Source organism: Nostoc sp. FACHB-892 (assembly GCF_014698795.1).
In the GTDB taxonomy this organism is placed as follows: domain Bacteria; phylum Cyanobacteriota; class Cyanobacteriia; order Cyanobacteriales; family Nostocaceae; genus Nostoc.
Window position 1 is genome coordinate 125,575 of record NZ_JACJTR010000003.1, and the last position, 13,747, is coordinate 139,321.

At 41.0% G+C, this 13,747-nt stretch carries 9 protein-coding genes; 3 read left to right on the forward strand and 6 right to left on the reverse strand.

The features are described from left to right. Nucleotides 1-35: 35 nt before the first annotated feature. On the forward strand, nucleotides 36-3,698 hold the full coding sequence (locus H6G96_RS05390; protein WP_190910482.1) for a response regulator: 3,663 nt from the start codon (nucleotides 36-38) through the stop codon (nucleotides 3,696-3,698). A 19-nt stretch (nucleotides 3,699-3,717) separates the two neighbouring features. Here H6G96_RS05390 and H6G96_RS05395 read toward each other — a convergent pair whose 3' ends face one another. Genes H6G96_RS05395 through H6G96_RS05405 form a run of 3 tightly spaced genes read right to left on the reverse strand, consistent with a single transcriptional unit; the run spans nucleotide 3,718 to nucleotide 6,491 of the window. Next, nucleotides 3,718-4,422 (reverse strand): Uma2 family endonuclease, encoded by a 705-nt coding sequence (locus tag H6G96_RS05395; protein WP_190910483.1) that lies wholly within the window; start codon nucleotides 4,420-4,422, stop codon nucleotides 3,718-3,720. Between the two features lie 54 nt (nucleotides 4,423-4,476). Beyond that, complete coding sequence (locus tag H6G96_RS05400; RefSeq protein ID WP_190910484.1) at nucleotides 4,477-5,370, reverse strand: ABC transporter permease subunit; 894 nt, start codon at nucleotides 5,368-5,370, stop codon at nucleotides 4,477-4,479. Nucleotides 5,371-5,405: 35 nt separating this feature from the next. Beyond that, a complete protein-coding gene (locus H6G96_RS05405) occupies nucleotides 5,406-6,491 on the reverse strand; it encodes a spermidine/putrescine ABC transporter substrate-binding protein (RefSeq protein WP_190910485.1) in 1,086 nt (361 codons plus the stop codon). A 424-nt stretch (nucleotides 6,492-6,915) separates the two neighbouring features. Between H6G96_RS05405 and cruF the strand changes: the two genes are divergently transcribed. Both cruF and cruG read left to right on the forward strand, forming a co-directional pair. Further along, the gene (cruF, locus tag H6G96_RS05410; protein ID WP_190910486.1) at nucleotides 6,916-7,827 is read left to right on the forward strand and encodes a gamma-carotene 1'-hydroxylase CruF; all 912 of its coding nucleotides are present in this window, start codon (nucleotides 6,916-6,918) and stop codon (nucleotides 7,825-7,827) included. A gap of 133 nt (nucleotides 7,828-7,960) precedes the next feature. Then, complete coding sequence (gene cruG / locus H6G96_RS05415) at nucleotides 7,961-9,169, forward strand: 2'-O-glycosyltransferase CruG (RefSeq protein WP_347242186.1); 1,209 nt, start codon at nucleotides 7,961-7,963, stop codon at nucleotides 9,167-9,169. Nucleotides 9,170-9,253: 84 nt separating this feature from the next. Here the strand turns inward: cruG and rnhA are convergent, their stop codons facing one another. The 3 genes from rnhA to H6G96_RS05430 form a co-directional block, all read right to left on the reverse strand. Continuing rightward, complete coding sequence (gene rnhA, locus H6G96_RS05420) at nucleotides 9,254-10,162, reverse strand: ribonuclease HI (RefSeq protein ID WP_190910488.1); 909 nt, start codon at nucleotides 10,160-10,162, stop codon at nucleotides 9,254-9,256. An 843-nt stretch (nucleotides 10,163-11,005) separates the two neighbouring features. Further along, entirely contained in the window at nucleotides 11,006-13,219 is a 2,214-nt protein-coding gene (locus tag H6G96_RS05425) for a CHASE2 domain-containing protein (protein WP_190910489.1), read from the reverse strand. 215 nt (nucleotides 13,220-13,434) lie between these two features. Next, on the reverse strand, nucleotides 13,435-13,719 hold the full coding sequence (locus H6G96_RS05430) for a hypothetical protein (protein ID WP_190910490.1): 285 nt from the start codon (nucleotides 13,717-13,719) through the stop codon (nucleotides 13,435-13,437). Between the last annotated feature and the right edge of the window lie 28 nt (nucleotides 13,720-13,747).

Consider the following 13,747-nt stretch of genomic DNA (forward strand, 5'->3'; position numbering starts at 1 on the left):
CCTAACTCCTAACTTATAACTCCCCACTCCTAATTATGATTACAGATAACGAAATTCGTGAGCAAGGATACATCTACTTTCTAGCTGAAGCTCCGGAATTAGTTCAAATTATTGAGCAAGAATTATTTAGCTTATCGGAAGGTTATAGCATTACCAAAGTTCATAACTTAATGCGGGCTACTCATACAATTAAAGGTGGTGCTGCTAATGTTGGGCTAGAAGTAATTAAGATGATAGCCCACTTTTTAGAAGATGTATTTAAAGCTCTATACAACCCAAAAGTAGTGGTTGATGATGAATTACAAACACTTTTACTACAAGCTTATGAGTGTTTGAGTATAGCATTAAATACTGAGCTAATAGGCAGCAATGTTAATAATGAAGAACTGCTGCACCGAGCAAGTTCAGTTTTTGCACAATTGCAAGAAAAACTGGGTGATGCATTTGGTGCTGAGTCTCATATTCCCACTTCTGAAGAACTGGGCTTTGATATTGTGCAGTCCGTTTTTGAAGCAGGAGTAGAACAACGTCTAAACACTATTGCTGAAGTTGTTAACAATCCACCAAATAATGAGGAGTTTATAGAGTTTTTACAATCTCAAGCTGAGGTGTTTCTCGGTTTAGCAGAATCTCTAAATTTACCTGGATTGGGAGAAATTTCCCAAACAATTTTGTCAGCGCTGCAAGCAAATCCCACTCAGGTGCAGCAAATTACAGAAATTGCTCTTGCAGATTTACAACAAGCACAAAAATTGGTACTAGAAGGCGATCGCACATTTGGTGGAGAAGCTTCTCCAGGTTTGCAAAAACTCGCAACAGTGGCGAATAATGAGTTATCTGGAGAATTGCAAAATAATTCCTCTACTGACACATTTATCATCAATGAAGAAGAATTTTACCAGTTTATCACTACCTCTGATAATACTAAAAACGAACCTGTAAACCCAACAACTGCAAAATTTTATTTAAAAGTAATCCGCTACATTTTTGGCTGGTTTAATCACGAACTACAAATACCAGAGGCAGAGCTTAGTTTAACCTTACTAGTTCCTAGACTAGGAAACAAAGAATTACTTAATTATCTTGAAAATTGGCTAAATAATTTTCTTGATTTTATTAAAGATGAAGAAGATAGTCAAAATCTTTGTATTTATCGACATGGGATCATTTTAATTATCCTATTTGCAGTAGCAAAGTTTGAATATTCTATTAACAAAGCTGACAGTTACCTCTTGGTAATTAAAACATTACAAACTCGAATTCATACATTAGCAAAAGAATATAAAAACTATCCTCCTGTTACTGGTAAAGAGAAAAATTGGCTTGATAGCCCCAAGTTACAAAAACTGCTAGTTATTAAAGAAATATCTCAGCCTCTATCTTCTCAAATAACTGATAACTTCCTAGAAGCAATATGGGGAGAAGACGCTAACCAAAATCTTATTCCTGAAGCTGTGGCGATCAAGACTGATGATTCTTTAGCTGTCAGTGAGCAGGTAGTTATAGATGTTTCAGAAACAGCTATTGAAGTCATGCCTGATTTAACTACACAAATCAATAAAGAAATAGAAGATAAATCACAGTATGTTCAAACTAAAAATCTCCGCCAACCTTCATTTATTCGAGTAGATACAGAGAGACTGCAACACCTCAATTATCTGGCAGGAGAATTGCTGATTTACCAAAAACGGCGGAGTTTGCAAGATGACCAAGTTAAAGAAATAATTGAGCAATTAACCCGGCAACTCACTAGACACCAAACCACTTTAAATGAATTACGTGATTTACCATTACAAATACAAAATATTGCCTCAAAGCAAACGCAAAGTTTTGCAGTTAAATTTGACTCTTTAGAAATGGATGTATATACAGAATTCCATACTACATTGCATGAAGCAATAGAAGAGACACTGCAACTACAAGAAACCACAGAATCTCTTGACTTGCTCGTGACGCAAGCGGCTCAAATTAGTGACAAACAAGAGAATTTGACTCTTAATATTATAGATAGCTTAGTCGAAGCACGAATGTCGCCTTTGGGCAATATCCTGAATCGCTTCCCACACATGGTAAATAAGTTGGGGAATGTTCATGCCAAACTTGTAGAATTGAAACTTACTGGTACTGAGGTACTAGTAGATAAAGCGATCGCAGAAAAGCTTTACGATCCGTTATTACACTTAGTACGGAATGCTTTTGATCACGGTATTGAAGCTCCGCAAGTTCGCCGAGAGCTTGGTAAACCAGAACAAGGTTTAATCGAAATCTGTGCCTATCATCAGGGTAGCCAAACTATTATCGAAGTTCGGGATGATGGGATGGGATTGAATTTAGACAGAATTCGCAGAAAAGCTGTTGAATTTTATCCTATACAAACTGAAGACAAAATTAGAAGCTATGGTTCTAATCTGGCTGAACCTGAACTTCTAGATTTGATATTTTCGCCTGGATTTTCTACTGCTAGTAAAGTTAGTGAAATTTCTGGGCGCGGTATGGGTTTAGATATTGTACGTACTCAAATGCGCGCACTCAACGGCTCAATTTCAGTTGAATCCTCACCCAACCAAGGAACAATATTCATACTCAAAATTCCTTTTTCTATGACTACAGAAAAATTAATGCTAGTTCAAGCCAAAGGTGTTGTTTATGCACTTCTTTTGGACAGTATTGAAAAAATAGTGATTCCTTCTGAACAACATATTAAAGAAATCGAAGGGAAAAAAGTCTTGTATTGGAACACAGATAATGATGAGACTATGGTTAGCCTTCGTCAGCTTTCAAAGTTGATTGATTATAATGGTTCATTTTTTAATAGTAGTACTCCATATAATACATCAAATACTCATGACCCAAGCGTAGCGAAAAACCCGGTGCTTTTGCTACGACGGAATCAGGAAAAGGTAGCTTTGGAAGTTGATCAAATTATTGGCGAACAAGAACTAGTAATCAGACCTTTAGGAAATGCGATCGCACCGCCAAAATACATTTATGGTTGTAGTAGTTTAGCTAATGGTAATCTCATCTTAGTGATTGATGCTTCATTGCTGGTAAAATCTTGCGAGATCCAACAAACAACGCTTGATATCATGGCGCTACCAGTAGCTTCTTCCTCAAATAAAAAAGCTTTGCCGATATCGGGACATAGTTTTTCATCTACGCCATTACTTGTTGCATCTACTTCCACAAAAACTATAGATACCCAACCCAGCTATTCTCAAGAGCCAGATAATAAATTACCCATAGAAACCCAACCTAGTTATCCTCAGGAACCAGATAATAAATCACCAAAAGTTGTTTTGGTAGTAGATGACGCAATTAGTCTGCGCCAAACTCTCTCTCTGACTCTGCAAAAATCTGGTTATCAAGTAATCCAAGCCCAAAATGGTGTAGAAGCTCTAGAAAAGTTACAGTTACATCCAGAAATTCAACTTGTCGTCTCTGATTTAGAGATGCCACGAATGAATGGTTTTGAATTGTTAAGTAACTTTCGTCAATACCCAAACTTGGCAAAAATACCTGTAGTAATCCTTACTTCTCGTAGCGCTGAAAAACATCGTCAGCTTGCTCAAGAATTGGGTGCTAAGGCTTACTTGATCAAGCCTTATTTAGAGCATGAGTTTCTCGCTACAATTAAGGGATTAATTAATAGTAATACAGATGACTTTAACCATTTACTTATGGTGACAAATCATCGATGATTTTGGAAATGCTATCGCCTTAGTTAATAGGTAGATTATTTGGATCTACACCTAAAGAACGTAAATACTGCGCTAAAGTTTCAGCCCTTTGTCGTTCCTGTTGTGCCTGTTCTGCATCTGTCAAATAGCGATTTCCTTGCTGATCGTACCAACACAAAAACTCCTGTTCTATCCCCGCAATTACAGCTTGGTGTCGCCCAATACCTAACCCCAGTTCTGACATCAAATAGGGTTCACCTATTTGTAATTGGTAGTTTCCATCTATTAACTTATACACTTCAAAGGGTTGATGTTGGTAGCGTCGCCAAAACTCAGGGTTATAAATTACGTAGTACAATACACCGAGTTTTTTATATATATCTAGCTTCTCGTCGTATTCACCTCCGGGGGTGTGGGATACCATTTCTAATGTGAATATTGGAACTACCCCATTTTCTTCCCAAACTGCGTAACTTTTGCGTGATTTCCCTCCCTTTTTCCGTTCTACTCCCACACTTAAAAAAGCATCTGGCACTACAGGTACTCTAGGATTTACTCCTGTGGTGTGATATACTCCCATATTTACCCCGAAGTACCAATCCATACGATTTGCCCAAATGGAATTGAGTAAGAAGAGTAAAATATTGGGCAAAAAGTTTTGGTCTTCGTTATCCACTGCCGTATCGTCCGAACAGGGAAGTTCATCAGTAGTCGGTAATGCATTTTTGAGATCAGGTGAGAGCATAACCGTTGTCTCGCTGGCGTTTGATGCCCTTATTATAAATGAGTGACAAAAAGTTTAGCGTTTGGGTGCAGCCTCGCCAAACTTAATTAAAAGTGCGATCGCAATACTAACAAGCAAAATTAACGTCATACTTAAAGCTGAACCAAATCCCCAATTTTGCGTTGCTCCAAGAAACTGGTTATAAACTAACCGCGCTGCCGTCATACTAGAAGCACCACCAAGTAATTCTGGATCGACAAAATCTCCTAAGCCTGTGATGAATACAAGCATAGAAGCAGCCGCAATTCCAGGGAAAATTTGCGGTACGGTTACTTGGAAAAAAGTTTCCATTGGATTTGCACCTAAATCAGCCGCTGCTTCTAACAACCGCTTGTCTAACTTTTCAAGTGAAGCATATAAAATCAAAACCATATATGGTAACAAGCTGTAACTCATGCCAATAAATACAGCTTGACTCTGGTTAAGTAATTGTAAAGTAGGCAAACCTAAACTGCTGAGTAAACTGTTCAATAAACCAGTAGGACGAAGAATTGTAATCCAAGCATAGGAACGGAGTAACGAGGAAGTCCACAAAGGCAAGACAAAGCCTAATAGTAGCAAATTTCGCCAACGCTGCGGCGCTATCTGAGCAATCCAATAGGCGACGGGGAAGCCCAAAATTAAACAAATTATTGTAGTGCCAAAGGCAAAAAATAGCGATCGCCCAATTACTTGTAAATAAAGTGGGTCGAATATTCGGATATAGTTTTGGAATCCGTTGGGATTGACCAAATCTCCTGGGCGGATGTCTGCAACTAAACTTAACTGGAAAATTATTAAAGTTGGCAGCACCAACAAAAGTAATAACCAAATCCCAGATGGTGCAAGTAATACCAAAGGTTGGAACCAATTTGCTGGTGGGCGATGCAATTCTTCTATTTTAGAAATATCACTTTTTTGAAAATTCACCACTTATAACTCCTAACTCCTAACTCCTAATTATTTTATCCACTAGTTAATTGAGTCCAATAGCGCTCATAAACCTCTTCAAATTCTCTTACAGGAGTAACACGTTCACAATTTGCTAAAAGTGCCTCTGAGGGAAATAAATTAGGATTATTTTGGATTGTTTTTGGCAATTGCTCAAATCCAGCACTATTAGGCGTAGAAATATTCAGACGTTGACTGATTTGGGCTGCTAATTCTGGTTGCAAAATCATATTAATCCAAGCATAAGCTCCAGCTAAATTTGGGGATGTTTTAGGAATTACAATAGTATCTGTCCATAGTGAAGAACCACTGCGAGGAATCACATATTTTAGTTTAGGGTTTTCTTGAGAAATTCTTACCGCATCTGCTGAATAGCACATTGCCAATAGTAAATCTCCCGCCAGAATTTGATTTTGCCAAGCGTCGGTGTCAAAACGTGCGATCGCAGGTTTTAGCACTTTCAACTTTTCATAAGCTTGTTTGATTTCTTGTTCATTTTTTGAGTTATAAGAGTAACCTAGCATCCGTAACGTCGCACCCATCACTTCTCGAACATCATTGAGCAAGGTCATTCGCTGGTTAAGTTGCTTTTGGTTTTGCCAAAGATAATCCCAGTCTTGTGGTGCATTTTTAAGTTTTTCGGAATTGTAAAGTAAACCTGTTGTCCCCCAGTTAAAAGGGATGCTATATCGGTTATTCGGGTCATAGCTAGGATTCTGAAACCGGGGGAATAAATTCTCTAAACCTATTAAGCGATCGTGATCTATTTCTGTTAACAAACCTTTGTCCACCATCTTCTGCACCATGTAATCTGATGGATAAATGATGCTGTAAGTGCCACCGCCTCCAGCTTGGAACTTAGCCAGCATGACATCATTAGAATCGTATACATCAGCTAGCACTTTCATGCCAGTTTGGGTGCTAAAAGTTTTCAGTAATTGGTTGTCAGTATATTGCGTCCAGGTAAAGATATAAAGTTGGTCACGTTGACCAGATGTATTAGAATTAGCTCGTACTTCAGCTAGCCTCCAGCCACAACTAGTTAAAGATAAGCCAGAAAGCCCTGCCACCCCTTTTAAAAATTGGCGTCTGTTAGTCATTAAGTTAGAAGCTGTTTATCAACAACCTCTAGATTACGGTATACCTAGTAGCCCCTGCCGTGATTTTTGGGGATAAATGTGTCAATCTTCACACTTACTGTAGAGCTTGCTTAATCTATGGTGATTGTCCTGCCTCAACCAGATCCTTGCATCGGAAGGAGTTCTTCATCATACGGGTATCAGTGGGACAACAAACTAGAAATTTTTGCAGATGAAATTATGTAGATTTGTGACTATATAGCTTAGACTAGTAAATCTATCATCATATTTTTATAGCTTCAATCAATAGGCTGTTATGCTCTTCCCAAGAAAGCCAAACAAGTTTGTAGAGAATTGCGGCACAAAGTAGTTAAATATGTTGTTAAACATTTGTAAACTGTTAGCAGCCGAGTAGCCGCGTGTCACATCTTGTTAAGGAATTATCATGAGACAACTTGTTATTGCTGAACGCGTATGCCTGATTGGTCATATCGTGTCAAAAGCCTTTGGACTGGTAGGGATGCTACTGGTCGTGCCTAATGCCGAAATACTTTTCAACTTATCGCAGGTTGGAGAAACTGCCGTACAGTTAAGTATGGCAGGTGGCGGTGTAGTTGATATCATCTTGGGGACAATAGCTGTCTCTATTTATGCCTACCGAACGCTGGGATTAGGAGTTTGGCTAGCATTTATGCTGCCGGCTATGTTTATTTCCTTAGGTAGTGAATTACTGGGAACCAGCACGGGTTTTCCATTTGGTGATTATAGCTACTTAAGTGGCTTGGGTTATAAGATTGCGGGGCTAGTTCCTTTCACAATTCCTTTATCTTGGTTTTATGTTGGGCTGTCGTCTTATTTAATTGCGAGAACTGGTTTGAAAGTGGCACAAAAACCTAGTTGGGGACGCCATGTTGCGGCTATAGCCGTTGGTGCTTTACTCTTCACTTGCTGGGATTTTGCCCTTGAACCAGCGATGAGTCAAACTTCTCTGCCCTTCTGGTATTGGGAACAACCAGGAGCTTTCTTTGGCACACCTTACCAGAACTATGCAGGTTGGTTTGGCACTAGTGCCCTGTTTATGACTGTGGCAGGATTGTTGTGGAGAAACGCTTCGATTAAATTAGAGCGATCGCAACTTAATCTACCCTTAGTCGTTTATTTAACTAACTTTGCCTTCGCCGCCGGACTAAGCTTGGCCGCTGGATTCTACATCCCCGTGTTGCTCGGCTTATTCCTTGGTGTAGTTCCCGCCGTGGCTCTGTGGTTAAGCAGTTCAACCACTCCTATTCCAGTTGCTGTTGAACCAGCAAGCAACGAAGTCTCGGTGGCAAGAAGCGTTAAAGTTGCCTTAAAATAAGCTTCTTTGGGGACTGGGGATTGGCGACTGAAGATTGGGGGCAGGGAAAGGATACAAGGAGAATAACCCATGCCCAATGCCCCATCCCCAACACCCCATGCCCATTTATTTTGTATAACCGCGATTTTAATTGATAAGTATTTTGACAACAGTAGACAACGCTTTGATAGTAGAAAGCGGCATTTCCCTTTTATTGCTACTTATCCAAGTACCAGCAACGGCGATTCTGTTTTCGCGCCTGTTAAAGGGCCCAAGACGGCATCCTCCAATAGAACCGCAACAGCCGACGTTAGAGCTTTTGGGTAAGGTTAGCGTTGTCGTTCCCACTTTAAACGAAGCGCTTCGCATTAGCCCTCTGTTAGCTGGTTTAAGTCAGCAAAGCTACGAAGTTCGGGAAATTATTATTGTAGACAGCAACTCCAGTGATGGTACACCCGACTTGGTAAAAGCGACACAGCAGAAAGATCCGCGCTTTCGTGTGATGACAGATGACCCCTTACCCTTTGGTTGGGTGGGACGTCCTTGGGCGTTGCATAACGGTTTTTTATTTAGCTCTGAGGGTAGTCAGTGGTTTCTGGGGCTGGATGCTGATATCCAACCGCATCCTGGTTTGGTTGCTGGCTTGGTGAAGACGGCGGAAGCACAAGGCTATGACCTCGTTTCCCTTTCACCCCAGTTCATTCTCAAATATCCAGGAGAGTGCTGGCTACAACCTGCTTTGTTGATGACTCTACTTTACCGATTTGACCCGGCTGGGATCAATACAGAGCAGCCAGAACGAGTGATGGCAAATGGGCAGTGTTTTTTGTGTCGTCGCTCCGTTTTAGCTGCTGTGGGTGGCTATAGCAGTGCGAGTGGTTCTTTTTGTGATGATGTCACTTTGGCACGAAATATTGCTGTTCAAGGGTATAAGGTGGGCTTTTTAGATGGCGCAAAGGTGCTGAAAGTACGGATGTATGAAGGGGCGATGGAGACTTGGAAGGAGTGGGGGCGGAGTCTCGATCTCAAAGATGCAACTTCTCGTTCGCAGTTGTGGGGAGATTTATGGCTACTTACATCTGTTCAAGGTCTACCTCTTTTAATTGTTCTCACTTTTCTGTTGATTTCTCCCCCACTCTCTTATTCCTTTACTCCCCCACTTATCTTACTGGGACTAAATTTATTTCTGGTGGTGATTCGCTTTGCTATGCTAATTGCGATCGCACCTTCTTACGATCGCAAAAGCGCTAAAGGTGGCTGGTTATTCTGGCTTTCCCCTTTGGCTGATCCCTTAGCTGTGCTGCGAATCTTCTTATCTGCGTTCCGCAAGCCACGCGAGTGGCGGGGACGCAAATATAGTTAGGAGTTAAAAGTTAAGAGTTAGGAGTTAAGAGTTAGGAGTTAAAAATTCATAACTCATAACTCATAACTCCTCACTCCTAACTCCTCACTCCTCTTCACCTCCTACTTGATCCCCGCGTTCCAGTTCCCAAAGAATTTGATTTCCTTCACGGCGTACCCGTGACACTATCCAGTTTCGCCAGCGCCATTGATCTCCCCGACTGGTAACAGCGCTGGCGTGGACATCCATCAAGTCTGCTAACTCAGAACTGGTGATTAAATAGCCTTTCTCTGAAATTTCGTCAGCGATACGCAGAGTTTCGACCAAGCTGCGGAGTTGCGAAACCCTCATTTCTGGCGGTTTTTCATCGGTTGCGGCCGCAGTTGGCCCAGTAGATGGTTCCATAACGATTATTTCTGGTGCAGAAGTACTGATTTGTTGCGGACTTTGGTTAGTTATTCGAGAGTTTTTTTCATAATCAGCTACTTTTGCTACATTCAGTTCATTTGTGGAAGGTAAAGATTTATAAAAATTTGTAGGTGTTAATTGTTGTAGCGAAGGAATTTTACCACTGGCGTATGTGCGAGCGATCATATCACAACGTTCGTTACCTATGTTACCAGAATGTCCCCTGACGTGTTGCCATTTTACTTGTTGGGTATTAAGTTCATCGAGAGTTTCCAAAAGCTCTTGGTTTTGAACGGGTTTTCCATCTGACTTTTTCCAGCCTTTCTTTTTCCAGCCTTTCACCCACTTGGTAACGCAGTTAATTAGGTATTCGCTATCGGTATGAAGGATGATGGGTTGGGTTTGTTGAGATGTTTGCAGGAATTGGAGGGCTGCGATCGCAGCTTGCATTTCCATTTTATTATTAGTCGTATGAGGGGATGCATCGCCCATTTCGTGGATTGAGCCATCGCTGAAGTAGACGACAACTCCCCAACCGCCAGGGCCAGGGTTACCGGTGCAAGCACCATCGGTGTATATGCTTTGGATTATAGGTTGAGTGGACATGATTAGGTTATCGAACCGCAAAGGACGCAAAGGGAAGAGTTATTAGCGGCGAATTTTTTTAAAGAATATCCAGGCTATTATACTGGTTAGTACTCCGGCTTAGGTAACTAACGATGTGGGCGGGAAGATGAAGTTAAAACTAAGGTGAGTTGTAGCAGTTTTCATGTATTTGAACCACATTTATCGTAGGGGCACAGCAATGCTCATTGGTGTCAACTTAAGTTAAAACGCTTATTCCACAGGCGTTTTACCCCACACGCCAGATGCTTCACTTGGGGAGACCCCAAGACCGCACTGGCTCCCCTTAATCCCCTCCCCGTTCACGGGGAGGGGAGGTTTTGTCGCTAGACAAAAGCGGGGTGGGGTTCCGACGACTTAATTGGTAATTGAGTAGGCTTGATATAACGTCATTACCATTCACGTTAAGTTGACACGTATGAGCATTGCTGTGCCCTTACTGCGCGGTCTTCTATTTAACTGAAAATAGCAGTAATTTTTATCAGCCGATACAATCGCATTGTTAGACGATACGATCGCATTGTCAGCCGATACAATCGCATTGTCAGTTGATACAATCACATTGTTAGCCGATACAATCACATTGTCAGTCGATACAATCACATTGTTAGTCGATACAATCGCGTTGTTAGCCGATACAATCACATTGTCAGTCGATACAATAACAATGCAGCAGGTTGCCTTTAAATAGCATTAGACGGCTGGAAGTGGTGGCTACACAGACAAAACACCCGCCTCCGCACGTTGGAAAGCATTAATTGTCCGTTACACTGCCTAGCTTCTTCCCTACTCCCCACTCCCTCTCTACACAAATAATCTCAAAAATCAAAACGGACTGCTATACATACGTTTTAAATCTTGTAAAACTGCGGCGGCTGATTGATAGCGATCGCTAAAATGATAGCAAACCATCTTATCTAAAATTGTCGCTAATCCTTCACTCACTTGCACCCTTTGCCGCCACATCACATTGCCTGTTTCTGGATCTGGGTGGAGTTCTTGCGGCAGTATTCCTGTTATGGCTTGAATACCAATCATTCCTAAAGCGTAAATATCACTGCACAAGCGGGGATGACCGGCAAATTGTTCTGGAGGCGCATAACCCCGCGTCCCGATGGCTACTGTGGCTAATTCTGTTTGCTCACTACTTTGCGGTTGCATCAATTTGACAGCACCAAAGTCAATCAATACTAGCCGATTATCTTGAGTGCATCTAATAATATTAGTTGGTTTGATATCACGATGAATCACTCGATGCTGGTGAACAAATTCTAGAACTTCTAAAACTTGTTTGAGCATCTCCATCACAAATGATTCGTTTTGCACATTCTGAACAGGTGGTAATTCCTCACTTAGGGTATGTCCCTCGATATATTCTTGAATCAAATAAAATTCTTGGTCATCTTCAAAATAAGCAAGTAATTCGGGAATCTGATGATGTTTACCCAAAGATTGTAAAATTTCAGCTTCACTATTAAACAACCTGCGAGCAACTTGTAAAAATCGTGGATCTTGACGGGCTGGCATTAACTTTTTAACTACACAAGTAGGATTACCCGGTCGTTGAGTATCTTGTGCTAAATAAGTGCGGCCAAATCCACCTGCACCAAGAACTTGAGAAATTTTGTAGCGTCCACCTAAAAGCAAATCACCTGATTTTTTTTCTGGTGAATCAACTGGGGAAGGAAAATCAAGATAGGAGTCAGGAAGCGCTGTTTTGTCTTCTAAGAGTACATTTAATTGAGCGATCGCTTCTTGTTGTTTTTCAACTTGCAGAATAATCACCTGAGTTTGTCGTTGATTTTGGTAGCTACTATAAGTAATCACACAGATGCTACTAATCACCAAAGCGAGTCCAGAGGGAACTAATGGTATCCATCCGCCTTGCAAAAACAAAGCAACGCAGATTCCTACTAAGCCAAGTAGAGTTGTCCCTCCCACCACTAGCAACAGCAACGGATTTTGCCACCGCCATGCTATGATTCCACCTAAAAGCGACCAGCCCCATACCCAAATAAGTTCCGCCGGGTCGGGCCAGTACCAAATTAGAGGTCGTCCATCCAACACTGTACTGATGAGTTGACTTGCTATCTGTGCATGAATAAACAGAGCAGGCATTCTGGGTGGTTGATCTGGCAAAGCGCTATAAGGTGTATAAAAGCTACCTGGACTTAGATTAGCCGCAGTAGCGCCAATAATTACAAGACGGTCTTTAATTAAATAGGGGTTGACTCGGCCATTAAGAACATCTGAGAGAGTTACTTCCTTAGCGAGGCTATTGGGGTGACGGTAATTTAATAATATTTGATAGCCATCTGCATCCAGATGTTGATAGCTAGCGGAATTAGGTTGTAAACGCGGGAACAGGGTTTTACCTAACTGAAAATCTCCTTTATTAGTAAAATGATATTCAATGCCTTGTTTTTCTAGATAATTAATTGCTATGAGCGCACCAAATGCAAATGATGTTGTACATTTGTTATCTGGAGAGTAAACAAATAACAAGCTGCGGCGGAGAATTTGGTCGTTTTCATTGTCAGCAACCACATTGCTAAACCCAACATTATCTATAGGGAAATTTGGTGGTGGTGGAATTTCATCTTTACCCAAGCTGCTGAAGGAACAAGTGCTGACGATGTTATCTTGATTTTGCAAATTAGCTGCAAAATTGTTGTGTTCTGGTTGGAAAAGATATAAACCAACAATTCGCGGTTGATAAGACTCTATTTTCTTTAATAGCTGATTGATTGTCCGATCTGATGGAGTCCATTTCTCTCGTTTGAGATCGTCGCCAGTGATTTTTACTAGCAAAATTCGCCGATCAGGTGCTTGTATTGGACGCGATCGCAACATTTGGTCATAAACTCTCATCTCCCAAGGCTGCAACCATCTGAGTTCACGAACTCCCCAGATTAAAGCGGTGACTCCTACACTGGTAACTACAATTATTTGCAACCAGCTTTTGCTCTTGGAAGTTTCACGAGAATCCTGAACTTTGACAAAGGGAAGACGGAGTTTTTCTAATAGTCCACTAATCACGGCGTTGCGGCGGTAGCCTGAATTGGGTAGATGTTGCAGGCGCAGAAGTTAATTTTCTGGCTCTAAGTTAAAAGCTAATTAACCTGAGCTTTTATTTATATTAATGTAATGTAGCAATTTACCTGCTGCTTAGAGGTTTCGGGGTATTCCTACTCTTAAAGCAAGCTTAAGCCCAGCGTTGACTACAGAATCAAACAAGCGATTGTGCTATGCAGTTAATCATCTGTTTGAGATATGTGAGCATCTTCAACAGGACTGGCAATTGTGAAAGAAATAGGATTAGTAGATGGGGTTAGTGAATCTAATTGAGGTTGTTCGAGTGATGCTTCGATACTTGAATCAGCAAAATAGGAATCAAAGATTTTATCATAGTTAGAAGCAACAGCTAAAAAAGCGCCACCCAAAATATAGATAGGTAATGGCAAATTAAATTCTTGCAACCAGTCAAACAGTTCTGCCAAAGCAAAAAGCACCAAAAAGCAGGCAAGCCAAACCTTCATGTTTTCTATTCCCCGATTTAAACAACTC

Bases quoted from the DNA above. Each gene is read 5' to 3' on its own strand.
- rnhA (WP_190910488.1), bottom strand. From the start codon at position 10,162: ATGTCCACTCAACCTATAATCCAAAGCATATACACCGATGGTGCTTGC.
- H6G96_RS05430 (WP_190910490.1), bottom strand. From the start codon at position 13,719: ATGAAGGTTTGGCTTGCCTGCTTTTTGGTGCTTTTTGCTTTGGCAGAA.
- H6G96_RS05395 (WP_190910483.1), bottom strand. From the start codon at position 4,422: ATGCTCTCACCTGATCTCAAAAATGCATTACCGACTACTGATGAACTT.
- cruF (WP_190910486.1), top strand. From the start codon at position 6,916: ATGAGACAACTTGTTATTGCTGAACGCGTATGCCTGATTGGTCATATC.
- H6G96_RS05390 (WP_190910482.1), top strand. From the start codon at position 36: ATGATTACAGATAACGAAATTCGTGAGCAAGGATACATCTACTTTCTA.
- H6G96_RS05405 (WP_190910485.1), bottom strand. From the start codon at position 6,491: ATGACTAACAGACGCCAATTTTTAAAAGGGGTGGCAGGGCTTTCTGGC.